General features: G+C 40.9%; 26 protein-coding genes and 1 pseudogene. 11 read left to right on the top strand and 16 right to left on the bottom strand.

Features of this window, described 5'->3' with window-relative positions; all coding sequences use genetic code 11:
- Window positions 1-35 precede the first annotated feature (35 nt).
- Entirely contained in the window at window positions 36-956 is a 921-nt protein-coding gene (locus KNL20_RS04245) for an ArsR/SmtB family transcription factor (RefSeq protein ID WP_230399384.1), read from the top strand.
- 64 nt (window positions 957-1020) lie between these two features.
- On the opposite strand, the gene KNL20_RS04240 is transcribed toward KNL20_RS04245, so the two are convergent.
- The 3 genes from KNL20_RS04240 to KNL20_RS04230 form a co-directional block, all read right to left on the bottom strand.
- Window positions 1021-1230 (bottom strand): hypothetical protein, encoded by a 210-nt coding sequence (locus tag KNL20_RS04240; protein WP_230399383.1) that lies wholly within the window; start codon window positions 1228-1230, stop codon window positions 1021-1023.
- 70 nt (window positions 1231-1300) lie between these two features.
- Entirely contained in the window at window positions 1301-2491 is a 1191-nt protein-coding gene (locus KNL20_RS04235) for an MFS transporter (protein WP_230399382.1), read from the bottom strand.
- Window positions 2492-2503: 12 nt separating this feature from the next.
- Window positions 2504-3493 (bottom strand): uroporphyrinogen decarboxylase family protein, encoded by a 990-nt coding sequence (locus tag KNL20_RS04230; RefSeq protein ID WP_230399381.1) that lies wholly within the window; start codon window positions 3491-3493, stop codon window positions 2504-2506.
- A 298-nt stretch (window positions 3494-3791) separates the two neighbouring features.
- Between KNL20_RS04230 and KNL20_RS04225 the strand changes: the two genes are divergently transcribed.
- The 3 genes from KNL20_RS04225 (at window position 3792) to KNL20_RS04215 (ending at window position 6625) form a co-directional block, all read left to right on the top strand.
- A complete protein-coding gene (locus KNL20_RS04225) occupies window positions 3792-4139 on the top strand; it encodes a transposase (protein WP_230397403.1) in 348 nt (115 codons plus the stop codon).
- A complete protein-coding gene (locus tag KNL20_RS04220; RefSeq protein WP_230397402.1) occupies window positions 4129-4947 on the top strand; it encodes an IS3 family transposase in 819 nt (272 codons plus the stop codon). The genes KNL20_RS04225 and KNL20_RS04220 overlap by 11 nt, the downstream gene beginning before the upstream one ends.
- Window positions 4948-5101: 154 nt before the next feature.
- Window positions 5102-6625 (top strand): PucR family transcriptional regulator, encoded by a 1524-nt coding sequence (locus KNL20_RS04215; protein ID WP_230399380.1) that lies wholly within the window; start codon window positions 5102-5104, stop codon window positions 6623-6625.
- A 139-nt stretch (window positions 6626-6764) separates the two neighbouring features.
- Here the strand turns inward: KNL20_RS04215 and KNL20_RS04210 are convergent, their stop codons facing one another.
- Entirely contained in the window at window positions 6765-7205 is a 441-nt protein-coding gene (locus KNL20_RS04210) for a desulfoferrodoxin family protein (RefSeq protein ID WP_230399379.1), read from the bottom strand.
- 376 nt (window positions 7206-7581) lie between these two features.
- Between KNL20_RS04210 and KNL20_RS16075 the strand changes: the two genes are divergently transcribed.
- The 4 genes and pseudogenes from KNL20_RS16075 (at window position 7582) to KNL20_RS04195 (ending at window position 10568) form a co-directional block, all read left to right on the top strand.
- Window positions 7582-8352, top strand: a complete 771-nt coding sequence (locus KNL20_RS16075) for a BCCT family transporter (RefSeq protein ID WP_331468304.1) — start codon at window positions 7582-7584, stop codon at window positions 8350-8352.
- A complete protein-coding gene (locus KNL20_RS16070; RefSeq protein WP_331468303.1) occupies window positions 8288-9085 on the top strand; it encodes a BCCT family transporter in 798 nt (265 codons plus the stop codon). Before KNL20_RS16075 ends, KNL20_RS16070 begins: the two co-directional genes overlap by 65 nt.
- Window positions 9086-9154: 69 nt before the next feature.
- A pseudogene (locus tag KNL20_RS04200) lies at window positions 9155-9745 on the top strand (trimethylamine methyltransferase family protein); the annotation flags it as partial.
- Window positions 9746-9761: 16 nt separating this feature from the next.
- A complete protein-coding gene (locus KNL20_RS04195) occupies window positions 9762-10568 on the top strand; it encodes a trimethylamine methyltransferase family protein (RefSeq protein ID WP_230400031.1) in 807 nt (268 codons plus the stop codon).
- A gap of 112 nt (window positions 10569-10680) precedes the next feature.
- Here the strand turns inward: KNL20_RS04195 and KNL20_RS15895 are convergent, their stop codons facing one another.
- The 9 genes from KNL20_RS15895 to KNL20_RS04160 all read right to left on the bottom strand — a co-directional run bounded on the left by KNL20_RS15895 (window position 10681) and on the right by KNL20_RS04160 (window position 18374).
- Window positions 10681-11451: a BCCT family transporter gene (locus tag KNL20_RS15895; RefSeq protein ID WP_268966534.1), complete on the bottom strand. Its 771-nt coding sequence runs from the start codon at window positions 11449-11451 to the stop codon at window positions 10681-10683.
- A complete protein-coding gene (locus KNL20_RS15890) occupies window positions 11435-11680 on the bottom strand; it encodes a BCCT family transporter (RefSeq protein ID WP_268966533.1) in 246 nt (81 codons plus the stop codon). Before KNL20_RS15890 ends, KNL20_RS15895 begins: the two co-directional genes overlap by 17 nt.
- A gap of 40 nt (window positions 11681-11720) precedes the next feature.
- Window positions 11721-12269 (bottom strand): BCCT family transporter, encoded by a 549-nt coding sequence (locus KNL20_RS15885; protein WP_268966532.1) that lies wholly within the window; start codon window positions 12267-12269, stop codon window positions 11721-11723.
- 72 nt (window positions 12270-12341) lie between these two features.
- Window positions 12342-13280, bottom strand: a complete 939-nt coding sequence (locus KNL20_RS04185) for a LysR family transcriptional regulator (RefSeq protein ID WP_230399378.1) — start codon at window positions 13278-13280, stop codon at window positions 12342-12344.
- 48 nt (window positions 13281-13328) lie between these two features.
- Complete coding sequence (locus tag KNL20_RS04180) at window positions 13329-14156, bottom strand: Cof-type HAD-IIB family hydrolase (RefSeq protein WP_230400030.1); 828 nt, start codon at window positions 14154-14156, stop codon at window positions 13329-13331.
- A 27-nt stretch (window positions 14157-14183) separates the two neighbouring features.
- On the bottom strand, window positions 14184-15059 hold the full coding sequence (locus KNL20_RS04175) for a sugar phosphate isomerase/epimerase family protein (protein ID WP_230399377.1): 876 nt from the start codon (window positions 15057-15059) through the stop codon (window positions 14184-14186).
- A 22-nt stretch (window positions 15060-15081) separates the two neighbouring features.
- Window positions 15082-16539: an ABC transporter substrate-binding protein gene (locus KNL20_RS04170; protein ID WP_230399376.1), complete on the bottom strand. Its 1458-nt coding sequence runs from the start codon at window positions 16537-16539 to the stop codon at window positions 15082-15084.
- 45 nt (window positions 16540-16584) lie between these two features.
- Entirely contained in the window at window positions 16585-17427 is an 843-nt protein-coding gene (locus tag KNL20_RS04165) for a carbohydrate ABC transporter permease (protein ID WP_230399375.1), read from the bottom strand.
- Window positions 17427-18374 carry a carbohydrate ABC transporter permease gene (locus tag KNL20_RS04160; RefSeq protein ID WP_230399374.1) on the bottom strand — a complete coding sequence of 316 codons (948 nt, stop codon included), beginning with the start codon at window positions 18372-18374 and terminating at the stop codon, window positions 17427-17429. The genes KNL20_RS04165 and KNL20_RS04160 overlap by 1 nt, the downstream gene beginning before the upstream one ends.
- 304 nt (window positions 18375-18678) lie before the next feature.
- On the opposite strand from KNL20_RS04160, the gene KNL20_RS04155 reads away from it, so the two are divergent.
- The 3 genes from KNL20_RS04155 (at window position 18679) to KNL20_RS04145 (ending at window position 22299) form a co-directional block, all read left to right on the top strand.
- Window positions 18679-19704, top strand: a complete 1026-nt coding sequence (locus KNL20_RS04155; RefSeq protein WP_230399373.1) for a LacI family DNA-binding transcriptional regulator — start codon at window positions 18679-18681, stop codon at window positions 19702-19704.
- A gap of 124 nt (window positions 19705-19828) precedes the next feature.
- Window positions 19829-21196 carry an FAD-dependent oxidoreductase gene (locus KNL20_RS04150; RefSeq protein WP_230399372.1) on the top strand — a complete coding sequence of 456 codons (1368 nt, stop codon included), beginning with the start codon at window positions 19829-19831 and terminating at the stop codon, window positions 21194-21196.
- A 29-nt stretch (window positions 21197-21225) separates the two neighbouring features.
- Window positions 21226-22299 carry an alcohol dehydrogenase catalytic domain-containing protein gene (locus KNL20_RS04145; RefSeq protein ID WP_230399371.1) on the top strand — a complete coding sequence of 358 codons (1074 nt, stop codon included), beginning with the start codon at window positions 21226-21228 and terminating at the stop codon, window positions 22297-22299.
- Between the two features lie 51 nt (window positions 22300-22350).
- Here the strand turns inward: KNL20_RS04145 and KNL20_RS04140 are convergent, their stop codons facing one another.
- Genes KNL20_RS04140 through KNL20_RS04130 form a run of 3 tightly spaced genes read right to left on the bottom strand, consistent with a single transcriptional unit; the run spans window position 22351 to window position 24687 of the window.
- Window positions 22351-23205 (bottom strand): class II fructose-bisphosphate aldolase, encoded by an 855-nt coding sequence (locus KNL20_RS04140; protein WP_230399370.1) that lies wholly within the window; start codon window positions 23203-23205, stop codon window positions 22351-22353.
- Window positions 23206-23220: 15 nt separating this feature from the next.
- Window positions 23221-24168 carry an aldo/keto reductase gene (locus KNL20_RS04135; RefSeq protein WP_230399369.1) on the bottom strand — a complete coding sequence of 316 codons (948 nt, stop codon included), beginning with the start codon at window positions 24166-24168 and terminating at the stop codon, window positions 23221-23223.
- 18 nt (window positions 24169-24186) lie between these two features.
- Window positions 24187-24687: an ureidoglycolate lyase gene (locus KNL20_RS04130; RefSeq protein ID WP_230399368.1), complete on the bottom strand. Its 501-nt coding sequence runs from the start codon at window positions 24685-24687 to the stop codon at window positions 24187-24189.
- Between the last annotated feature and the right edge of the window lie 22 nt (window positions 24688-24709).

Genomic DNA, 24709 nt, shown 5'->3' with positions numbered 1-24709 from the left:
CCACACCAGTGGCTTTGAGATAACAGGAGGATTATATGCCAAAAAACTTAGATTTAAATGCAGATGATGAAGAGATGCTATGTACTGTCGCGAAAGCCCTTTCGTCTCCGGATCGGATTAAGATAATAAAATTATTGTATTATAATAGCTACAACATCGGCGAAATTGCCGAACTGCTCAAAATACCACCTTCTACTGCAGCTCTGCATGTCCGTACCCTGGAAAGCGCAAACTTGATTCACACGGAACAGCAGCCAGGTTCCCGTGGTTCCATGAAATTATGCAGCCGGAAAAATGACTTTATCAACATCCGCTTAAATGGTTTACCTAAGGGAGTGGATCAGATAAGTACCATATCGATGCCCGTAGGTGCATATACCGACTGTAAAATAATTCCCACCTGTGGCCTTGCCGATGTAAATAGCCATATCGGATATGAGGATCGTCCTGCTGATTTCTTTTTACCATCCCGCTTTAACGCACAGCTTCTCTGGACAGCGGGTGGTTATGTGGAATACAAGTTTCCATATGCAATTGATCCGGATATTCAGTTAAAGCAGCTTCTTTTATCTTTTGAATCCTGTTCGGAGGTAGCTAATTACAGAGAAAACTGGAAATCAGATATTACTATATGGATCAATGGCCATGAATGCTGTACCTGGCGCTGTCCCGGCGATTTTGGTTCCCGGAGAGGACGGCTTAATCCCTCCTGGTGGGAAGATGGAGTAACCCAATATGGTTTACTTACAACTATGACTATCACTGAGCATACAACCTTAATTAATAACGAAGAAAGCAGCAATATCGGTTTGTCAGACTTGTTTTTGAGAGATAACAGTTTCATCACAGTACGGATCGGGAATAAAGAGGATGCGGAATATCCGGGCGGATTTAATTTATTTGGTCAGAAATTCGGGGATTATGAGCAGGATATCAATATGTCTTTCGTGTATTAATCCAGACGTGATTATTTTCCTGTTGCTACAAGCAAAGGCGGGGAATCTTCTTCCCCGCCTTTGCTCATTTATTTTTATTTGTACTTTTGTAATCGTCTCTTGCCCAATTTGGAGCATTGACTGTCCCAGCCTTAGCATTCCCACTTTTCGCTGCTCCTTGAATTTCAGGCACCTGAGCCTGCTGGTTTTTAGGGCGATTCATTTTTTGGTGATTTTCTGTTCCGTGATTGTCCGGATCATAAGGACTTGGCCTTCTCATACCTGCTTTTGCCATGATAATACCTCCTTTGTAGTAGTTTTTGTATCTCTGTGGGAAGTATACAGGAAAAATCATGTAAAATGGTTTATTCAGCAGCTTCCTCGTTCTTATTTTTAATATTTATAACGATTGATAAAACAGCCGCAATGGCTATAATCATACCATAGATGTAAAATGTATTTGCCACATTGTCTGTTTTCAGCAAATTTTTAAAGAAAAGCAATGCATACGGACATGCAAATCCGGAAATAGAATTTATAGTACCAGTGATTCCAATTGAAGTACCAACCATATCTTCCGGAACCACTACTGTACAGCGCATCCACCAGAATGAATATACATTGCCCCATGCTGCACCCATTAATGCGCAGCAGACAAGAGCAAGCTGTACGCTGGGATAGCCAGCCATTAGCAGAAACCCAGCCGCAAGGATGATATAAGATATAATGCTGCACCGATTTTTTAATTTTCCGTAAGTAAATCCGAACACGCTGCAGGCAATACATGAGCCAATTGTTCCAACCGTCCCAAGTAGTCCGGTAAATGCAGAATTACCAAGCGCATTATCCGCAACATATAAATCCATCATTGTAATGATTGTATAATAGCAAAATCCCACAACAAGGAAAGCGCCGAGTAAGGGAATCAATCGTTTATACCATCCTTTATTCCCCTTTACCTTTTCCTGTGCTGTTTCGTAAGATTTCCGAACGGGAGGGCAGGCAGGTATAAAGATTACAACCAGAATAATTACCGGTATGGCAAACCAGTTAACAGCAAAAGTATTTCTCCAATTGTTTACAGCCAGCGCGCCGGCTGCCAAACCTAAAACCCCGCCAAGAATTGCCATGGCAGCATTGTACCATCCGACAACTTTACTTCTTTGATCTTCATCCGCATAACAATCCGCAACAATCCCCAGTGCGGCTGTACTGGTTAAACCATAGGAAATACCTGTTGCAATAAAACGCATTACAATCATATAAACCTGATTATCAACTGCAGCACCTCCAATACTGCTAATTGCATAAAGTACATATCCGACTATGAGGATTGCTTTTTTATCCATTTTATCGCAAAGACGCCCCGCAATCGGACATGCAATCAATCCTGCAATACATGGCCCTGAAATCATCAGGTTAACAGCCCAGGCATCATATTGCGCATATAGTTTTGAGGTAACAACCGCAACAACGCAATCCCCCATAATACTGGTAGTAGTTAAAAACAAAGTAAGCATTAACAGCATATTTTTTACTTTTGACCGATTCTCCATAATATAATCCCCCTAAAACATTATTTTGCTCATCTTATCAATTTCCCCATTTATTGTTTCATAAACGCCTTCAAAAGTCGACATCGGCAATCCTTGAGAAGCATTCGGAATATAATATTTTGTCCCATTCTCCTCGCAGGCCTTTTTTACTTCAGATGCTACTATTTCAGGTGTCCATCCCGGGAAATCAACCTTAGCACTGTCTATCCCCCCCATAAAGGAGAGTTTTCCGCCATATTGATTTATGAGTTCCGGAATCCGGTTGGAGCTCATAACCCCTTGCCAAATATCAATTCCCATTTCGATCATATAGGGAACCAGCGTTGCAGCATAAGAATCTGAATGATGAATAATTAATTGAACACCATGGGACTTATAATACCCATATAATTGTTTATAACTGTCTAAGAAAAATTCTTCAAACATTTCCGGAGAAAAAAATGTAGAGATTTGGCTTCCCCAATCATCATGATGAAAAAGCGCATCCGGATGTAATTTTTCACATAAAGTTTCTGCATATTTCAATTCCCATTCCGTAATATATTTAATCAAATCTTTCATGCTGTCAGGCTCCATGTATAAGTTAGTTAAGGCCTCCTCAATCGAAAGGAGATAATGGCAACGTTCAAAAATCCCCGGAGCAATAAACGGAGCAACGAATTCTTCATTTCTGTCTACCCCTTCTGCTTCCCGGATAGCCTCCTCCCACATAGAATCAGGGAAAATAAGATTTGGCGCCTTTACAGTATTCTTCCAGTTTGTTATATCAGGACAGACAATTTTATCCTGTGTATGTACGGGAAACCCACCAGGAGTCCCTTCCGGCCATGAAAGAGTAACTCCCCATCCGTTTACTACGTTACTTTGTCCATACTCCGGATAGGGATCTGTCATATTAAATGGATCCGACATGATAATGTGCAGAAATTCATATTGATTTACAAATCGATCTGGATTTCCCCCATGAATTGTTTCTAACAAGTTTTGTTTTTTTGTAAGCATAAGAAGTTCCTCCCTTTTAAATAAGATAATTTTTATAAAATATATAAAAGAACAGAATAATAAAATATGAAGCAGCTGCAAAATATCGATCACAAAATATGGCGAAATATCCAATTATCGCTTCCCAATCCATTCTATTTTTGATATATTTATATTAACACAAACTTCTATAAAAAATCATTTGCCAAAGTATATGTTTGCTTTATCTATAATGGTCTCATAAATTAAGACACTTTCCCAGACAGATTTTAATGAATCTGATATACTAAAATCAGTATGAAAGAAAGGATTCATTGCTATGTCCAGACAAAGAAGAAACTTTAGTGCCAAATTTAAATCAGACCTTGTGATTGAGTTACTTAAGGGAGAGAAAGATCTCAATACCCTTGCAACTGAAAATAATATTCAACCCAACTTACTCCGTAACTGGAAGAAAGAATTCCTAAACAACGCTTCTGCAGCATTTGACGACAAGCGAGAGGAAAACCTCAAAGATAAGCTTGCAGAAGAACGCAAAGAGAAGTCGGAGTATGCCAAAAAGGTTGGTCAGTTAACCATGCAGGTTGACTGGCTCAAAAAAAAATCTGAAGAAATTTGTGGACCTGACTACGAGAGTAAGTTTAGTCCAAAACCTTTTGACGACTAAAGAATTACCTGCTTCTGTCGGGGCAAAGCTCCTGGATATCAACCGCACCAGCATTTATTACAAAGGAACGCCTGTATCAGAGGAAGAACTGGCTTGTAAAGAGATCATTGATCACCTTCACACAGATAATCCGACCTGGGGTGCCAGGCAGATGTCAGCACAGTTGAAGCTTCGTGGTTATCATGTTGGTCGCCGGAAAGCACGCCGCTACATGAGCGAAATGGACATTCATCCAATCTACCCAAAGATGAACCTTTCGAAGCGGATGCAGCAAGCTAAGGTATTCCCTTATCTTCTCCGCAATGCTGTCATAGACAAGCCTAATCAGGCTTGGTCGATTGACATTACATATATTCCCATCCGGCATGGATTTTTGTACCTGACTGCTGTAATCGACTGGTACAGCCGCTGTATTGTCGGCTGGGAAGTCGATGATACACTTGATACCCGAATGGTTGTCAATGCCTTGAAAAAGGCTTTTAAGGTTGCAAAGCCACAAATTTTAAATTCCGATCAAGGATGTCAGTTTACAAGTCAACAATATATTGAATTCTTAAAGAAAAATGGAATTCGCCAAAGCATGGATGGGAAAAGCCGTTGGGCTGACAACATCATGATTGAACGCTGGTTTCGTAGCTTCAAATATGAAGAAGCGTACCTTACACAATATAACAATATCAAAGAAGCCAGAGCCGCTATCGGACGATATATTTTCACTTATAATTTTGAAAGATGTCATTCTGCCCTTGACTATCAAAAACCGGCTGAATGCTACTACCCGGCAATGCTACTGCCCTATGTAGCTTGATGCATATATGGATCTGGGGGGTGTTCCACTGCCTTCCCCATACTCCTTGTCACTTATCCACCATATCAGTTCATTATAAAAATCTTAGATTTTTGTCTTGACAACTGAGCCACTATAATCATTTATACATACAAAATATATGAAAGGATTTAATATGAAAATCAATTCATGGATATTACATGACTATATGCATATAAAAAACACAACAAGTATCATTCATGCTTCTGTCATGCAGCAGGATCTGGAGGGAATCGCTTTTTTCCGAAATAAAGAAAACTTAGATTTTTCTCTGATTTATCTCATCTCCAATAAAGATTTAGAAAAGTTACTAAAAGAAAATAAAAGAGGCGTTTATGCGTGTATTGGGAATGTAAAAGAGAATATACCAGAACATATGGACGTATTTCTTTTTGATGAAAAAATGGATATATATGATATATACGAAGATCTCCAACGTGTATTTCAGCAATTTAATCAGTGGGAAAGAAAACTGTATCAGCAAATGGAAGAGAACGCATCTTTAAAAACACTGGGTGATTGCGGCAGAGAGTTTCTTTATAATCCTATTTGTATGTATACAGCAAGTCTTCAAAATATCTTTTACAGCGAAAGGAAAAAACCGGAACGCCTGATGTTTTTCAAAGAAGACGAGGTTGGCGCTTATCTTCCCGATGAGGAAATTGATGAACTGAAATTAGATGAAGATTTTATAAAAACGGTTTCTAAAAATGAACCCGATATCTTTCCAGATTATATGTGGGGTTATCGCATTTTGTACTATAACATCCGGGTATCCGGAATTTATGTTGCCCGTCTGATGGCCTGTGAGATTGAAAGACCGTTTAATAAGAGTGACTATGTTTTACTTGCATTTTTAGCTGATTTTGTAAAAAGGGCAATGGAGAAACAAAATATTTCATTTAACAACCATCCAAAAGACTTTGATTTATATATGCAGCGTATGCTAAAGGATGAAGATGTCGATAAAGAAAAACTAAGTGAAATTCTTAATGAATGGAATTGGCATATAGATGATTCATATTTTTGCGCATTAATTAAATCCAGCAATTACGACCGTGCAGTTTATACCGTTACTGCAGTCTGTAGTCGTTTAGAATCTAATCTTTCAGGAAGTGCGGCGATTTTAAACGAGGATGATATCATATTAATTGTAAATCTCAAAAAAGGAAATACACCTAAAGAGGAACTGCTTCTCAAGATGGCATATATTCTTAGAGAAGGATTAATGAAAGCAGGCATAAGTCGGTCTTTCTATACATTATTATATTTAAGAGATTATTATGAGCAGGCAAAAGCCGCACTGCGCATTGGCAATATAAAAGACGAAACTATATGGTGTTATCATTACAAAACTTATGCATTGCATAATTTACTGACAAGAGCCAAAGGTGATTATAGCTTGGACTCACTATGTCCAGAGGGATTACGACGTTTAATTCGATACGATCAAGAACATAAAAGAAATTTCACAAATTCGTTAAAAGTATATCTCCAGCAAGATATGAGTATTGTTAAAACTATCGGCATTTTATATTTGCAAAGGGCTTCTTTTTTATATCAGTTAAAACGGATAAAGGAAATTACCGGACTGGATTTTAATGACCGGAGAATACGACTTGAATTATTAATTGTTTTTGAACTTATGGATATAGAGTAAAAGAATTTTCCTAATGATTTGTTGTTACATACTACGTGAAATGTAGAAAGAGAAGAAGTTCCATCAAATCAATGAGGAATTTCTTCTCTTTATTTTTATCATGGCAATGTTCAATTCCTCCAGGCTACTTTTAATTCTTTTATAGGAAGACACATCCATCCGGAAATTCCGCAGAGCATGCTGCTTCGTTAGGAATAACATAATCCAGCTCCGTCATCCATAACCCATGTATATTACAGTATGCATAAATGCATCCATAGCTGACGTCATCAAATTTTACAACGGGCTGATCGCCCGGCTTAAGGTATCTTACTTCTACCTTGTCATCCGTCGCAAGAGCAATCCATTCAATATAGTGCTCAGGTGTCATAGGATGAAGTGTAGATCCCACAGAAATTTTCAATGTGTCATCCTCATTTTTCGCTACTTTTGGTACGTGTTTTTCCTGCGTCGCATCTGTGGAGTTCGCAGATAATTTAGTCATAGGCTGCCCACAGCAAACCATCTCTCCGCCACCCTTTTTAATTAATGCAGTCAGATTACCACAGCGTTCACAACGATAAAATTCAACATTAGACATACTTAGCACTTCCTTTCTTCTGATGTACACCCCTTCTAATACTCGCTTTTATTATACGTTGTATTATGATAGATTGCAACTAATTTTCAGCTATTTCAGAAAAAAATATTCATTATTCAGAAAACTCTCTCATGTCTTAATTTCGAACACCCCCTCCTCTATTCCCCATTACCCAAAAATATTAATACATTACATGTATTACTAAATGCCGAATACGAATTGGAAAATACACTATGTGTATTATATACTCTGTTTATAAATCACCGCAAATTAACGATACATATATGAAATTCCATATTCTTATAATCCAAATTGTTTAATTTTCAAGGTGGTTTATTCATTTTTTGTAGTTTATGACATAAAGCGGAGGGAATTTATGGAGAAAAAGGGAAAAAGAAATTATGTTTTAATTGTCTCTGCCGTCCTTGTTACCTTGTTTGTGCTATTTGGTGCATTTTTTCCAAATACACTTGGTACAGTGGCCGGAGCATTGTTTTCAGGTATCACGAAAAATTTCGGATGGATGTATCTGATTACTGTATTTGGTATGGTGCTCTTTGCGGTCTTTCTGGCAGTAAGCCCTATGGGCAGATTAAAACTAGGCAAGCCGGAGGACAAACCGGAATTTAGTAATTTTCAATGGTTTACCATGTTATTTGGCGGTTCCATGGGAATTGGTCTCGTATTCTATTCAGTTGCGGAACCACTGATGGATTATGCATCACCCCCAATGGCCGAACCTGAAACAACAGCAGCCATGTATGAATCCATGCAGACAGTTTTTTTCCACTGGGGATTTCACCCTTGGGGCATCTTTGCGATTGGAGGCCTTGCCCTTGGTTACTTTTCCTTTAAAAAGGATCGGCCTTTCCTGGTAAGTTCGGCATTTGAACCACTGATTGGAGACCGGGTAAACGGACCGATTGGAAAAGCAATCGATATTCTCGCTATATTTGCAACCATCTTTGGTGTGGCAACCAGCCTTGGTCTGGGGGCATCACAGATTGTTGGAGGGCTGAACTATATCTACGGGGTAGAGACAGGAACCACGTTAACCTGTGTAATCATTGGAATTATAACAATTGCTTTTTACTTTGGCTACCATTTCCGGGCTTCAAAAAGGAATCCAGTTAGTTACGGATATTAAAATCTGGCTTTCCATCGCTTTTATGATTTTCATCTTCGTATTTGGAGGTGCTGTGTTTATACTCGATCTCTTTACAAATTCGCTTGGCGGCTATCTTGGTAATTTTATTACGAAAAGTTTATGGATGGAAAACAAAAGTTTTGTTTCCGATTGGACGGTCTTCTATTGGGCATGGTGGATTGCGTGGGCACCCTTCTGCGGGCAGTTCTGTGCAAGAGTTTCCAAAGGACGAACAGTCCGGGAATATATTATCGTTGTGAGTATTCTTCCAGCACTATTCAGCTTTCTGTGGCTTGGTATCTACGGAGGCGCCGCATTCCATCTGAATGATCTTTCAGGTGGAGCCATTTTACAGGCTGTAAACACCGATTATACGACGGGTCTCTTTGCATTGTTACGTCAGCTTCCTGTCTATGTTATAACTGCACCTTTAGCAATTATTCTGATTATATTCAGTTTTCTGGGCTCCGCAAACTCTGCAACCTTTGTATTGTCAATGCTTACTGACCACGGAAACATGAATCCTGATAAAAAGCTTCGCGCCGGATGGGGCATTGCCCAGGGCGCAGTGACGATTATCTGTATCATAGTCGGTGGAACCTCTGTACTTAAAATTCTGCAGACGGCTTCCATTGTAGCAGCATTTCCATACATGATTATCATGATTTTCATGTGTTTTTCAATTTATAAAGCCCTGTCAAAAGATGCAAAGGAGGAGGGACTTATGAAATAGCACAGGCATCTAAAGTCATGTAGTGAAAAAATACCCCTGCGGAAGGGGAAAAACAGGAGGAATTTTAATATGAAAAGCAATGAGCAACTAATTCATGAGGCTTCTGTCCGTATCTTAGAAAGAACCGGTATGCGTTTTGAACATCCAAAGGCGGTTCGGATTCTGAAGGAAAATGGAATTAACGTTGACGATAACGGTGTCGCACGGTTTAAAGAAGAGCAGTTGATGTACTGGGTAAACATGGCACCCCATGCATTTACGATGTTCGCGCGGAATCCTAAATATAATATTACAGTCGGCGGTGACCATTTAAACCCCGCTCCTGGATATGGGTGTCCCTTTGTTGTAGATATGGAAGGGAATAAACGGAATGCCAACACCGAGGATTTTGTAAAGTTTGCGAAACTTTACCATCAGCAGAAATCCTTTGATGTAAATGGTGGAATCATCGTCCAACCCTCTGACCTGCCGGTAGAAAATGCTACGCTGCTGATGTTTTATATGACATATCTGTATTCTGACAAAGTGCTGCTCACCGGCACTGCAGATGGGGATCAGGTTGCCGCGATGATGGATATGGCAAAAGCTGCATTTGGCGGAGAAGAAGAATTCAAAAAATATCCACGCCTTATTACTCTGATTAATACGGTTGCCCCCCCTTCAGCTGACGAAGGTCATGACAGAAAGTTTATTCCAGTTTGTGGAAAATCGTCAGCCTGTGATTATCGGTGCGCTTGGTCAGGCGGGCTCCACAACTCCGGTAACACTTGCAGGCTCTATGGCTATATCCAATGCAGAAGTTCTCGCAGGCATTGCACTCGTGCAGATGATTTCTCCAGGCTGTCCGGTTGTATATGGATGCGAAACCACAACTGCTGATATGAGAAATGGTGCAACCGCAATCGGCGCTCCTGAAGGTGCAATTTGCTACAATACAGCCGGAAAGCTCGCAGACTTTTACGGCATACCAAGCCGGGCAGGCGGCTGTTTGACAGATGCAAAAAAAGTGGATGCTCAGGCAGGATACGAATCTCTGCTCACCTATATGGCCTGTCGTGATGCAGATATCAACTTTATGATCCATGCCGCCGGTATCATGGATGCTTATGCGAGTATGTCCTACGAAAAGCTGATTGTGGACTTCGAAGTGATTGATTTTGTGGAAAGATATCACCGTAATTTCGATGTCAATGAAGAGACGATTCCGGAAGACTTAATTGATGAAATCGGTCACAGTGGTGTGTATTTAACAGAGGACCATACTTTGGAATATTGCCGGGTAGAGCCTTTGACACCGGAAATATCCGTCAGGGGCACCGCCTCCGGAAAAACTTTTGAGAATAACATTACCAAAAAAATTGATAAAATGCTGGATGCATATGTTCAGCCGGAACTTGACCACGATATTATCGATAAAATGCATGATATTTTGGCTGCACGCGGTGTGGACAAAGAGCTGGTCGACCGACTTGAAAATATGTAGTTCAAGTTATACGACACTTCCCGACAGAAAAACATAAAAAGAACCCTTCTGCATTTCATATCTCTAATGCAGAGGGATTCTTTTTGATTTACTTATGCGACAGCATAAATCTCTATTCTTTGTCCTCTATATCCTCCGTTGGTGATGAATCCTTACGAAGCATCCTGATTGTAGCGTAACAAAGTCCAAACATGACAAATATGAATGGAAATACAGCCACAATTGCAATTGTCTGCACAGCATCCAGTCCACCCATGATAATCAGCACAGCCGCTGACAGTGCAAGTGCAACGCCCCAGAGCAGCTTTAAGCTTGTTCTCGGTGAATTGTTCCCACCACTTGAAAACATTCCCAAGACAATGGTTGCGGAATCCGTAGAGACAACAAAAAAAGTGAAAATCACGATAATCAGAACCGGTACCGTAATTTGAGTCAGTGGAAATTGATCAAACAACACAAAAATTCCATCCGCAACATTTTTATCGATGACCTTCCCGATAATACCTTTTGTAGCCGGATTCAACTCGAAGTGAAGGGCTGTAGAACCTATAATATCAAAAAAAACGATGTCAAAAATCGTTGGAGCTATAAGTGCCGCCATAATAAATTCCCGAATTGTTCTTCCCTTTGATATTTTAGCGATAAACATTCCTACAAAAGGAGCCCACGAAATCCACCATGCCCAGTAAAACACAGTCCACGAGTTCAGCCATCCGGTATTTTCCACAGGATCCGTCCAAGTACTCATCGTCACAAAATTCTGAAGGTAGATACCACCCGCATTCACGAAGTTGTCCATAATAAATCGTGTCGGACCAAGTATAAAGAGAAATACCAGCAATCCGATACATGCAACCATACTGATATTAGACCCTACCTTCACCCCCCCTGTCAATCGGCAGGCATACTGAGGCCAGATAACAGACTGTTACCACAAGCAGAATAATCATATATGCTTTATTGTTCAATGGAATCCCATAGTTGTAGGAAAGTCCCGAACCTAATTCCATCGTTCCCAAACCAACTGTCGTGGAAACTCCAAAAAAGGTAATGCAAAGCGTAATAATATCAATAATTTTCCCGATCGGACCATAAATTTTATCTCCAAGCACAGGATAAAAACAGGAGCTTACAAGGGACGGCAGGCCTTTTCTATAAGATTACAAGTCCCATCGGAATCCCAAGTATCACGTAAATCGCCCATGGGCTGATTCCCCAGTGCAGGTATGAAGTGGCCATGGACCACTCAGCAGCCTTTGTACTGCCAGCAGCTCCGGCATAAGTTGGTCCGTTTAAATAGTGCGTAATGGGTTCAGCTACTGACCAATACACGAGACCTACCCACATACCTGCTCCAAACAGCATGGAAAACCAGGAAAAATTTGAATATTCCGGAGTATCTGTATCTTTTCCAAACTTAATATTCCCATATTTACTGAATGCAATCCAGAGACCAAAAACCACGAAGAAGAAAACGCCTCCCTGGTACATCCATTTCCAGTTGGAAACTGCAGCTGAAAGAATTCCATTTAGTATATCCCCTAAAGATTCATGATCTATAGCTCCCCACAATATGAAGCCAAAACATATGATTGCAGAAACGATAAATACACATGAATCCAAGTGTCCAAAGATTCCCCATTTCCTGGTAAATTCCAACCGGTCTCTTGGATGAAATTTTTTTCTTCTTCTTTTCTCCATAATTAACCCCCTCCGTCATTATGGATTAATTATATGGCAATTATATTTTATTTACTAATTCTGATTCAGTATTTAATGATACAGGGAATGTATTAACTCAGGTCCCATGTTTTTGCACAATTCACAAAACTTTAAAAGATATGGATTCGTATTTTCATTAGAATAAATAAGTACTATTCCCGATTTTATCTTGCAATTTCTAAGCGGAATAAAACGTAATTCATTTTGGTTCATTGCAGAAAAACAGTGATTTGAAATCGCAACACGTTTTCCACGCTTAAGCTCCACTGCCAGTGTGAATTCATTATCTACATTCTTAATATCTCCATAGTTTAATCCAACTTCCTGACATACTTTATAGGCAAACTTCCAGTATCCCATTTGAAATTCATCATGCATTGCAACAAGCGGCTGATTTTTTAATTCCTCAATTGAAATATCCTTTTTCCGGAAAAGGGGATGATTGTTTGCCAGAATAATACAGGGATCCAGTTCGAAAATCAGATCGCTTTTTAGCCCGCAGGTTAATTTATCAGGGATGGATTCAGAGACAAAAAAAGCGGCATCATATTGCTCGGCAAGCATATTTTCGTATACAACAGAGGGTGTATCACGTTTAATAATATACTCTACATGAGGATATGCTTTTTCAAACTCTGCGCTTATCGGTATCAGATAGGAGTCCATTGACGTCCAATTCACATCTCCGATAATCAGATTCTGCATCTGGTTTTGCTGTTGTAAGTAAGCATTATCCAGTGCACTCTCCGATTGCTGCATAATCTGCTGCAAAGAGACTACAAGGCTCCTTCCTGCATTCGTAAGCGTGACATGCCTTTTATGTCTTATAAAAAGGACAAGCCCCAGAGTAAATTCCATGTTCAAAATATTGCGGCTGACAGATGCCTGCGTCATATAAAGTACCTCTGCCGCTTTTGTAAAATTCTCGTATTTTGCTGCAACAAGAAAAACCTCAACCTGTTGAAAAGTTATCCCCGATAACCTTGACATTTTCAACCTATCTCCCCACGTTCTTTTCTTATGCTGAAGTTTAAGAACTCATTCCGTTAACACCCACCGCTCTATTGCATAGGCTACTCCATCCTGATCATTACTCAGCGTCACTGCATCTGCAATCTTCTTTATACTCTCCAGCCCATTTTCCATAGCAATTCCTAACCCGGCAGCTTTTATCATACTGTAGTCATTATCACTGTCTCCGCATGCCATGATCTGTTCTCTTTGAATCCCCAGATACTCTGCCAGCGCCAATAATCCATTTCCCTTATTGGCGCCCCTCTTATTTAATTCAAGGTTTTTCTCCAGCGAGCTGCTGACTTCTACAAAAGGAATCTGCTCTAATTCAGATTTTGCATGCAGACGTTTTTGTGGATCACTAAAAAGCAGATTCATCTTGGCAGTTTTTGTATTCTCCTGCAATAGCATTTCCCTGATACTCTGTGTCTCTTTTCTGGTGCTTCTCATCAGTGCAATCCGCTCTTGTGTCTGACCGTAATCCGGCAGCTTTAAAAAGGTCTTCTGCTCCATATAGAGTTCCCCATCAATCGCGCAGTCACAGAGTGCATCATATTTCTGAAGGTGACTCCATAGGAACAAGGCCTCCTCTTTATTGAAGTTGCACTGGTAAACAGTCTCCTTTGTCCGGATATTTACAACAACCGCACCATTCAAGGTTAATGCATATTGAATAAACAGAAGACCTGCTATTATATCTGGTATTCCGTCAAAAGAACGGCCAGTCGACGGAACAATCGCAACCCCTTTTGAAGCCGCCTTCTGCAAAGCCTGCAGTGTACGCGGGCTCACCTGTTTTGCACTGTTAAGTAAGGTTCCGTCCAAATCCAGGGCAATTAATTGTATTCCCATATTCACTCACCGTTCCTCTTCCTTTATTTAACACATTGAAACCAGGTAACGTCCAATCTCCGCTGCAAATTTTGCTGCCGAATCTTTCAGCGCATCGGGCATATAGTCATTTAACTTGATTTCGTATACAAAATCACCTTCATATCCAATCTCTTTCAGAGCCTTCATTACACCCTCCCAGTTAATCGACCCCAGAAACGGGACGAGATGCTCGTCGTTGCCTCCATGGTTATCATCCACATGCAAAGCTTTAATATACTCGCCCATTTCCTTAATTGGGCGAACGGAATCCATGTACATACGGTTACCATGCCCGATATCCCAACATACCCCCATTTTCGCATCGCCAAAAGAATCCACCAGACTTTTCAATTCGGATACTGTGGCACCAAAGCGTCGCTTATTATCTCTGTCTGCCATGTTTTCAAAGGCAATGCCCACATTTTCTTTAGCGGCCAATTCAATTACCGATGCAAACACCTCATGATTGCTGGCAATATCCTCTTCCAGACTGTATTCGGCATTTTCACAAGCGGTTACCGGGTGCATAACCGCCCATTTTACACCCAGCATTCCGCTTATAATAATAGAACGGCGTGTAATTTCATCAAAATAGTCCTCTTCCTCTTTTGTTTTAAAATGAGGGAACTTTGATGGACGATATGGAGGATGAGATTGGCTAAAGACAATGCCAAGTTTTTCTGCTTCCTCTCTTATCTTGTCTGCCTGAGCCCTCCAGTCTTCCCTGTTGAATTCTGTTTTACCGGGAAACATTGCACACATATTCAAATCCAGTGTATCAAAGCCTGCTGCCTTACAGCGGCGCATGGACTCAATATAACCGATATGTGTGTCCAGACCCCGTTGGTCTCGAAACAGGTTTGTCATTGTTGCTAACCTCATAAAAATCCCCACCTTTCTTGCACTAATTTGCACTATTATAGTCATTAAGCTTCTGTGTTGCCCCTGTTTCAATATTAGCAATGGTAGTCTCAATGTCCTGAGAACCATCACTTAACTTAATAATCTCATCCTGCACCAGGCTGTCTGTGTCTGTAAAGGAAGGAATCCAGGGCTCTGTGTAATTCGTATAGCCTGCCGAGTGCTCCAGGATTGTATTGATAATCTCATATTGCGGATGCTCTGCTGTTAAAGCCTTTACTTCCTCGCTTTCCATAGCTTCCATATTCATCGGATAGTAACCGGTGCTCATATACCATTTTGCAGAAACCTCAGGAGTGGCAAGATATTTAATAAAGTCCCAAGCACCAAGTATGGAGTTTTCATTTGCACGGTCGAACATATACAAAGCAGAACCGCCGATACCAGTTGCCGAACTACTGCTGTCATTTACTTTCGTAATTTCAGTAACGCCCAGATTCATCGTGCCTGTTTCTTCTGTTTGAGCAAGTACGGTAGCAAGAGAAGAGGTAGAAGCAAACATCATGGAATAATAGCCGGAAAGAAAGCTTTCATTTGGAGCTGCATCGGTATATTCTACACCCCCGGTAGCAAGCACCTTATTCCATTCGGTAAGAATTGTTTCTAACGATCCATCCTTTGTCATATTAATTTCCTTAGGAGTTCCGGCACGTCCATTTTCACAATTGAACATGGCATGTCCTTCGCCAAGGCTGGGGACCCAGGTGCCCAGAATAAAGAAACGAAGCCGTGTTCCTAAACCGTAACGTTCAATTTTATCTCCATTTTTAATTGTTAACTTTTTAACCGCATCTGCCAACTCTGCAAGAGTTGTCGGAGGTGCTTCCGGATTTAAGCCTGCTTCTGTAAAATGATCTTTATTGTAATAAACCATGATTGAAGAGGTAGAAAAAGGAACACCCAATAAATCACCATCATATGTACAATATGCAGCGGATGCCGCGTTGAAGGTAGCCGGATCAATTCCATTTGGATCCTTGTCCAGAAGGTTCTGAACAAAATATATATACTTGGAATCCTTTACATCAAAAATACCCTTAGAGCTTAACTGTACAAGATCTGGTAAATTTTCCGTATCACCTGCCTGGAGGGATGCAGTTAATTTTGTTGAAAATTCATCATATGAACCCTGAAAGATAGGATTTACTGTGACTCCGATTTCTGCTCCGGGTCCGGCATTGTAATCATCAACGATTTCCTTTAACACTATCTCCTTATCACCGGAGATGGAGTGCCAGAATGTTACCTCTGTCGGTTCCGTCGGTACCAGATCATCGCCTATCTCTGTTTTTTCCCCTTCCTTTGCAGTATCTTTGGATTGATCTTCTGTGGCATTTTCAGCTCCTTTCTCATCTTCTTTTGGAGTTCCGCAAGCGGCAAGAGCAGTACTAAGCATAGTAAGAATCATTAAAAATGATAATTGTTTTTTCCATTTTTTCATAGTTTGATTTCTCCTTTTTATTCATAATCATATAAACTTCACATCTTATCCCTTCACGGAACCACTGGAAATCCCATGAACAATATTACGCTGGCTGATACCGAATAGAACAATCATCGGAATCAGTATAATACCGACAGCAGCAAAAACATGCCCCTTTGCTGCTGTATCGGAGCTTGACAGCATGGTAATACCAACTTGTACTGTTCGCATTTCTTCTCTGTTTGTGACAAGCAACGGCCAGAGGTATGTATTCCATACACTTATAAAAGAGGATAAGCCAAGTGCTGTAATAACCGGCTTGGATACCGGAATACATATCTGACTATAAAACTGTAAATCATTACATCCGTCTATAAAAGCAGCTTCCCGGAGAGAACCGGATATCGTAAGGAAATTCTGGCGGAACATAAACACCTGTGTTGCGGATACAAAATATACACACACAACGCCCAGGTAACTATCCAATAGTCCCAGCTCGCTTATCGTAAGATAGTTTGAAATCAATAATGCTTCTGACGGAATCATCATAGTTCCAACAATAAAAAAGAAAAAGAAATTTTTACCCTTGAATTTGAAAAATGCAAAGGCGTAGGACGCCAGCGTTGACAGTATCAGACGTACCACCGTAGCCGTAATGGCTATAATAAAAGAGTTAAGCATATAACGTGTTATTAATGTTTTCGTCAATACATAGATAAAATTATTCAATTGAAAGGTATCCGGAAGGATTGTCGGGGGATATATATCAAAATTTACATTATCCTTAAATCCGGCAAATATTGCATAGATCAATGGAAAAATAATAATCAGCCCCAGCAGCACACTAAGGATTGACGAAAAATAATATTTAAGCTTATTCCAATACCGTCTTGTAAAAATATTCATCAGTCGTACTTCACCCCCCTCTTCTCATACATAAAGTTCAACACGAGAAACACGAATGCGATAAGGAAGGAGCAGATACTTGCGGTTGATCCGAGTGTGTAATTTGCGCTTCGGAAACCGGTTGTATATACATAATAAATCATTGTAGATGTTGATGATAGCGGTCCGCCTTTCGTTAAAATCATTACGGGTCCTGTCATGGTCAGCCCCCGGATCATCTGTGTACAGAAAACGAAGAATAACGTAGGCGATACATTTGGCAATACAATGGACAATACTTTTCTCCAATACCCTGCACCCTCCAGATCCGCCGCCTCCAGTAGTTCAGAGGGAACATTTCGTACTGCCGCAAGAAGAAGCATAAAGTTAAATCCCAAACCGACCCACAGCATAACCAGCACAATGGCAGGCAGCGCCCATGTCTTACTGTTAAGCCAGTCAATCGCAGTCATATTTCCGTAAAATCCCACTTTATCCAGTAAATAATTAAAGATACCAACCCTGCGGTGTAATAACTGTTCGAATATTAAACAAGTCGCTGACATTGAAACCGCCATTGGCAGTGCGTAGCATGTTTGATAAAACCTGGTCAGGAATTTGTTCCGATTTGCGACCAGTGCAAGCAAAAATGGAATCAGCACTGCAAAGGGCACATACATGACCACGAATTTTAAACTGACCAGAATCGCATTTCGAAAGTCCTCCCTCTGCAAGATATCAATGTAATTATCCAGACCGACAAATTTACTTATTTGACCCTTGGAATTTATCTTAGACAAACTAAAAACAAACGTTTTTAAAAAAGGGTAATAAGAGAATGCTATGGTAAAAACTGTTATCGGCAATAAAAACAGATAAGGCTTAAGTATTTTTATTAGCTTCTTCTTAGGCTGCGCTTTCCTATTTGGCACTGCAGCCATCGCCTGGCTGCTATAACTATTACGCATGAATGTTACTCCTTTCAGCAAAATGAAGTACTATTTAAGTTATGTAGCTAAATAATATATAATTTAACATTTTTGTAACGTTCCACTTTTCAAATTATATATATAAAAGAGCACTATGTCAACATTAAGTTTAATATATTTAATAATTATGTTTAATATCAATAATAATTATATGGATTACTTGTTTATTTTTTCTATTATATATTTATTTTTAAATAGGATTGACAAGTTAATCCAGGATATATATAATGGTAAATAATTGGAACGTTCTATCATGTTCCAAATAATCTTATAGGAGGAATCTATGTCAGTAACTATTTTAGATGTAGCGAAAGAAGCTGGCGTATCAAAAAGTACAGTATCTCTTGTAATCAATAATTCCAGTCGTATTAAGCTTGAAACTCAATATAAGGTAAAGCAGGCGATTGAAAAATTAGGTTATACCCCCAACCTGGCCGCTCGGGAGCTTACCACCAGCCGGACCCATACTTTAGGATTAATATTTATGACCTCGAACCAGCAGCAGAGCCCCTATGGGTTTTCCTCTGTCTGTGAAACCTTACTTTATGATACAAGCAATGGAATTTATTCCGGTTTAAAAAGTACCGACTATACTTTATTAGTTGAACGCTTTGCCGATGCCGGAAATAATGATATACCCGAACTGGTCAAAAATAGCCGGCTGGATGGTCTTTTCCTGATTGGTGGATTATTCACCGGCCGCTTTGTAGAGACACTCAAAAAACATAATACGCCTCTCGTAATTATCGGACGCCAATATGAGGGCTACGACTCTATTTCCGTAGACACGGAAGCAGTTGGCTATATGGGCGCCAAATATCTGTTAGAGCATGGCCATAAAAAAATTGCTTTTATCAACGGACCGTTAGACGGTATGAACTCCCGGCAGAAATCAAAAGGAATCCAGCGAGCCCTGAATGAATTACAGTTAGATCCATCTGTCATCGAGACTGTCCATACAGGCTATTCCGGACAGAACGGTTACGAAGGGCTGAAGCAATTGTGGGATAAAGGATATCGCCCCGATGCCGTTTTCGGAGCAAGTGATGGTATCACCTCGGGCATACTTCGTTTCCTCTATGATCATGCACTCCGGATTCCTGATGATATATCCGTACTTGGCTATGAGGATTCCATTTTATCAGAATATGCCTCTCCTGCTTTGACCGTAATTGATGCGCACAAAGAAATTATGGGCAAGGAAGCCTGCTCCGTCTTAATCAACAGAATCAAAAAGCCCAGGTCAAAAGTCGTTAATTTAAACATCGCACCATCTTTAATTGTCCGTAACTCAGTCATTTGCAGATAACCTGAGCGTTATCTGCAAGACCTTATATATATCTGATTATGACAGTAACTGAATTTAATTATTTTTTGGAACGTTCCACATCGTTCACAAATTATTGAGACTTAAAACGAAAGGAAACTATTTAATGAATTTACAAAATTTTCACTACGATGTCGCTGTTGTCGGTGGGGGACCCTCCGGACTTGCTGCTGCGCTTTCTGCTGCAAGACATGGGGCAAAGGTTATTATCTTAGAGCGCAATGGTTATTTGGGAGGTAATGCGGTAACCGGATTACCTTTCCTCGGTTTTCTTGATAAACAGGGGCGCCAGGTAGTCGGTGGTATCGCTCAGGAAATGATTGATTCTCTAATCGAAATCGGAAGGTGTGCGGGTCACAATCGCTGCCCCTTACATAATTCGGTAACTGTATTAGATCCTGAGTATTTTAAAATTATAGCTATGGATAAATGTCGGGAGGCCGGTATAGACATTCTTTTTCACTGTGAATTAGTTGATGTCAATGTCGTCAACCGACAGATGACGCAGGTATCTGTCATGGGAAAAGGAATGCGAATCGATATTACCGCTTCTGTCTTTATTGATGCTACCGGCGATGGAGATGCTGCTTTTTTAGCTGGCTGCAGCTTTGAAAAGGGGCAGAAGGAGACTGGGCTGATGCAGCCTCCAACATTAATGTTTTCCTTATGCGGCTATAATGAAGAAGAATTTTTCCACTACCTTGAGCAGCATCCGGAGGATCTGCAGCCTGCCGAATCCATGCAGGTATCTCAGGGCTATGACGTCCCCTATTTCAGAAGTCACCGCAGTTATGTTTTTCTTGGTTTACGCAACCGCCTTAAGGTTCTCAATGAAGAAGGATGCAATCCGTTGAACCGGGATACCTTAATTTACATCAATTCCATGAATCTAGGGCAGATCTATGTCAACACTACCCGTATCTATCGTTGTGATGGTTCGGATCCTCACGATCTGACGCGTGGTGAAATTGAGGGGATGAAGCAGATTACTCAATTGGTAGAGCTTCTCAAGGATAAAATTCCAGGATTTCAGAACTGTTATATTTCTTCCATCAATCCCAGTCTCGGAATCCGGGAGACCAGGCGCTTCTCCGGTAAAAAACGTCTGGCCATTGATGATGTCGTAAGAGGACACATCCCTGAGGATACCATAGCCCTGGGCTCCTACAAAGTTGATATTCACAGCAGTGTGAATGATTCCACGATATTACGGGATCTGGAAGGGCCCTATGGAATTCCTCTGGGCTGTCTGATCAGTGATGAGATTGACGGCCTTCTTCTCAGCGGCCGCTGTATTTCCATGGACGCCCCATCCTTAGGAAGTGTACGCATTATGCCTACCTGTATGGCTCTTGGTGAAGCTGCCGGTGTGTGCGCTTCCCTTTCCGTGGATCAGGGCATATTACCGGCCCAGGTACCCGTCGATGACGTCGTTGCTTTATTAAAGGAGGATCAGGCTATTTTATCCATATAACTTAATTTCTGAAAGGAGAAGGTCTAAAAATGGCAATACCAAAAACAATGAAAGCACTCGTTGCTTACAGTAAAGACGATTATAAGCTTGAAAGGGAGTACTCTGTTCCTGCTTGCGGCCCGGATGATATCATCATAAAGACGGAAGCATGTGGTATATGCGCCGGTGATTTAAAATGTTATCACGGTGCTGCAATGTTCTGGGGGGATAAATCACAGCCGGAATGGGTTAAACCTCCATTTATTCCAGGACATGAGTTTCTTGGGCGTGTGGTTGAAACAGGGGCTAACGTAACAGAATATAAATATGGTGACCGTATTACTGCCGATCAGATTGTACCTTGTGGAAAATGCAGGTTCTGCAGGAATGGTCATTACTGGATGTGTCAGCCTCACAATACATTTGGCTTTCAGTCCGACAATAACGGAGGAATGGCTGAATATGTACGATATCCCAAAACTGCAGTAATCTCCCGGGTTCCGGAAGACATGCCGTTGGAGAAAGCCTTGTTAATTGAGCCTTACGGCTGTTCTAAGCATGCAGTCGACCGGTCACAAATCCAATGTGATGATGTGGTTGTTATTTCCGGAGCAGGGACTTTAGGATTGGGGATGGTTACGTATGCCCGAATGAAGAACCCGGACAAATTGATCGTTCTCGATATGAAAAATGACCGCCTGGAAAAGGCTAAAGAGTTCGGTGCGGATATTGTGATGAATCCCGGAAAAGAAGATGTAGTGCAAAAAATCCTTGATTTAACTGATGGATATGGCTGTGATATATATATTGAGGCAACGGGCCACCCATCCAGCGTTAAGCAGGGGTTGAGTATGGTTCGAAAGTTAGGTCGTTTCGTTGAGTTCAGTGTATTCGGAGAAGAGACAAAAGTCGACTGGTCAATTATTGGCGATCGTAAGGAATTGGATGTGCTTGGTTCGCATCTCAGTCCCTATTGCTTCCCGTTTGTCATTGAAAATATTGCAAATGAAAGCTTGAAAACTGACGGAGTCGTTACACATATGTTCGATCTTGAGCAATGGGAAGAAGCTTTTGATCTTGCTTCGGGGAAGAAAGGGGATTTAAAAGTAGCGTTTAAATTCTAATTTTATGCCGTCAGCCAATTTCTCTGCTGACGGCATTTACTTATTACTCACTTATAATGAGAACTTATTTGGATTAAGCAGTCTGATCTTATCTACAACAAAAGCAATCATATCTTCCTTTGCTGCTTCTAACAGACCAATCCCATTATCCTTCACATTACCATTAACAATTGTATTCTCAAAACTCCTATACATGGCTCGGAAATATTCGGTAGCAATGTTAAACTTACTCATTCCGAGATTAACAGCTTCCCGAATCTGCTCTTCGGGGATGTCAGAGCAGCCATGTAATACCAATGGAACAGAAACTGCCGCGCGAAGCTCTGCGATTCTCTGAAAGTCCAGATTCGGTGTTTTTACGTAAGGACCATGGGCATTTCCAACGGCAACCGCCAGTGCATCACACCCTGTTTTTTCTACGAATCCAACAGCCTGATCCACATTGGTATACCGTGAAGCATCGATAATGTCATCCAGGTTTTCACCACTTCCCACATGACCAAGCTCCGCTTCCACATCCACCCCAAATACCCTGGCGACCTTGGCAACTGCCTTTGTCAAGGCAACGTTCTCATCATATGGCAGGGAAGAACCGTCCACCATCACGGACGGAAAACCATCCCTGATTCCACTGACCGCGATATCAAAACTATTCGAGTGATCGAGGTGTACACCGATAGGAACACTCACCTTATGCGCCATATCACATGCTGTATATGAAATATACTTTAGTGCCATATAATCGCTAAAGCCGGGATAAAACTGCACGATAAGCGGCACCTTTTCCTGCTCTGCAGCAAGAATCGCATATTTAATTGTTTCCACATTTATCGTGTTGATTGCCGCAACTCCGTATTTATGCTCTGTTGCGTGTTTCAGAATATCTTTTACTTTTACCAGTGCCATTTTTTTCCTCTCTCTCTACAGTCCCAGATGAGTGATTTTATTATCAATACTTGAAATTTCCTCATCCGTCAGCATCCACTCATAGGTTTCCAAATTCTCCAGAGCATGTGTCCGACTTCTGACACCCACAAGTGCCGTCCCTACATACTCTCTTTGAGCACTCCAGTTCAGTGCAACCTGTGCGACCGGCTTTCCATGTGCTTCTGCAATTACATCCATTACCTGCAGAAGTTCCATAATCTTTGAAAACTTAGGCTCCCGGAAAGTATCATAAAATGTCATTCGAATATCATCCGGTGCAAAATCCGGTGTTTTCCGATATTTTCCTGATAGAATTCCGGCTCCCATAGAACCATAGGTCATAGAATCGATGCCACTTTCTTTTCCCCATATCATCAAATCAACATACGTTCTGTCAACCATGGAAAATGGTGGCTGCTGCACATCTATCTGTCCATATTTTTCCGCCTCTTCTATCTGCTCCTTTGTAAAATTGGATACGCCGATATATCGGATAAATCTGCGTTCTTTTAACTGCATCAGAGCAGCCATCGTTTCTGCAATTGGCGTATGGACATCCGGCCAGTGTATGAAATAAAAATCAAGATAATCTGTCCTCAAATTCATAAGAGAAGATTCAATCTCACGCATGATATTTTTATAGCCGGCATTTCTGGAATATTCATGCGTATTGATGTCCGGTACTAATCCGCATTTGCTTGACAGTAAAATTTTCGAACGGTCCAGCCCTTTGATGGCTTCTCCTACAATTTTTTCGGATGTACCATTGCCATAGCATGGTGCTGTATCAATCAGATTCACACCATGTTCAAGCATTACCTGCATTGCTTCGATTGCATCGCTTATGTTGAATTTGCCGTAGTTATCTGCACCCAGTGCCCATGTACCAACCCCCACGCAGGAAACATCTGCATCTGCTCTGCTAAAATGTTTATATCTCATTCTCTATCTCCCCTCTCATCATTCCATTACAACAACTGCCTGCTCTTCTTCTGTAAGCCGATAACTGACCATATCATTATGAAATGTCCGCCCAGGCAGCATGCAGACCACATGAACCTCTCCTTCCGAAACCGGATACTGGGTTCCATGTACAATCAGCGGATTCAATTTGATAAAGGTTCCCGCCGGCACATAAAAGGCTTCCAAATCCTCCGCAGAAAACGGCTGATTGGGAATCCCCGCAAAAATAACGACATCTCCATCCAGCGGCAGAAGTCCCTCACATGTGGAAGTATGTGCCTCCAGAAAATCCACAATATTTTTCTCCTTTTTATGGACATCACACACAGAAATGGTCGGTAATGTACCGTCAGAAAAATCAAGTGAAATTAAATCAGCAAAAAATCCTGAGCTAAAAATTGACTTTTTCTTCATTGCCTCATTATCCAACAGATTCATGAAAGAGCCGTACTTAGCAAATGCTTCCTCTGATAAGGTGTTGACTGTAATAGTTCTCATAATCGTGTTTCTCCTTTCTGGT

Source organism: Novisyntrophococcus fermenticellae (genome assembly GCF_018866245.1).
Classification (GTDB): Bacteria; Bacillota; Clostridia; order Lachnospirales; family Lachnospiraceae; genus Novisyntrophococcus; species Novisyntrophococcus fermenticellae.
This window is presented reverse-complemented; position numbering and strand designations above follow the sequence as displayed.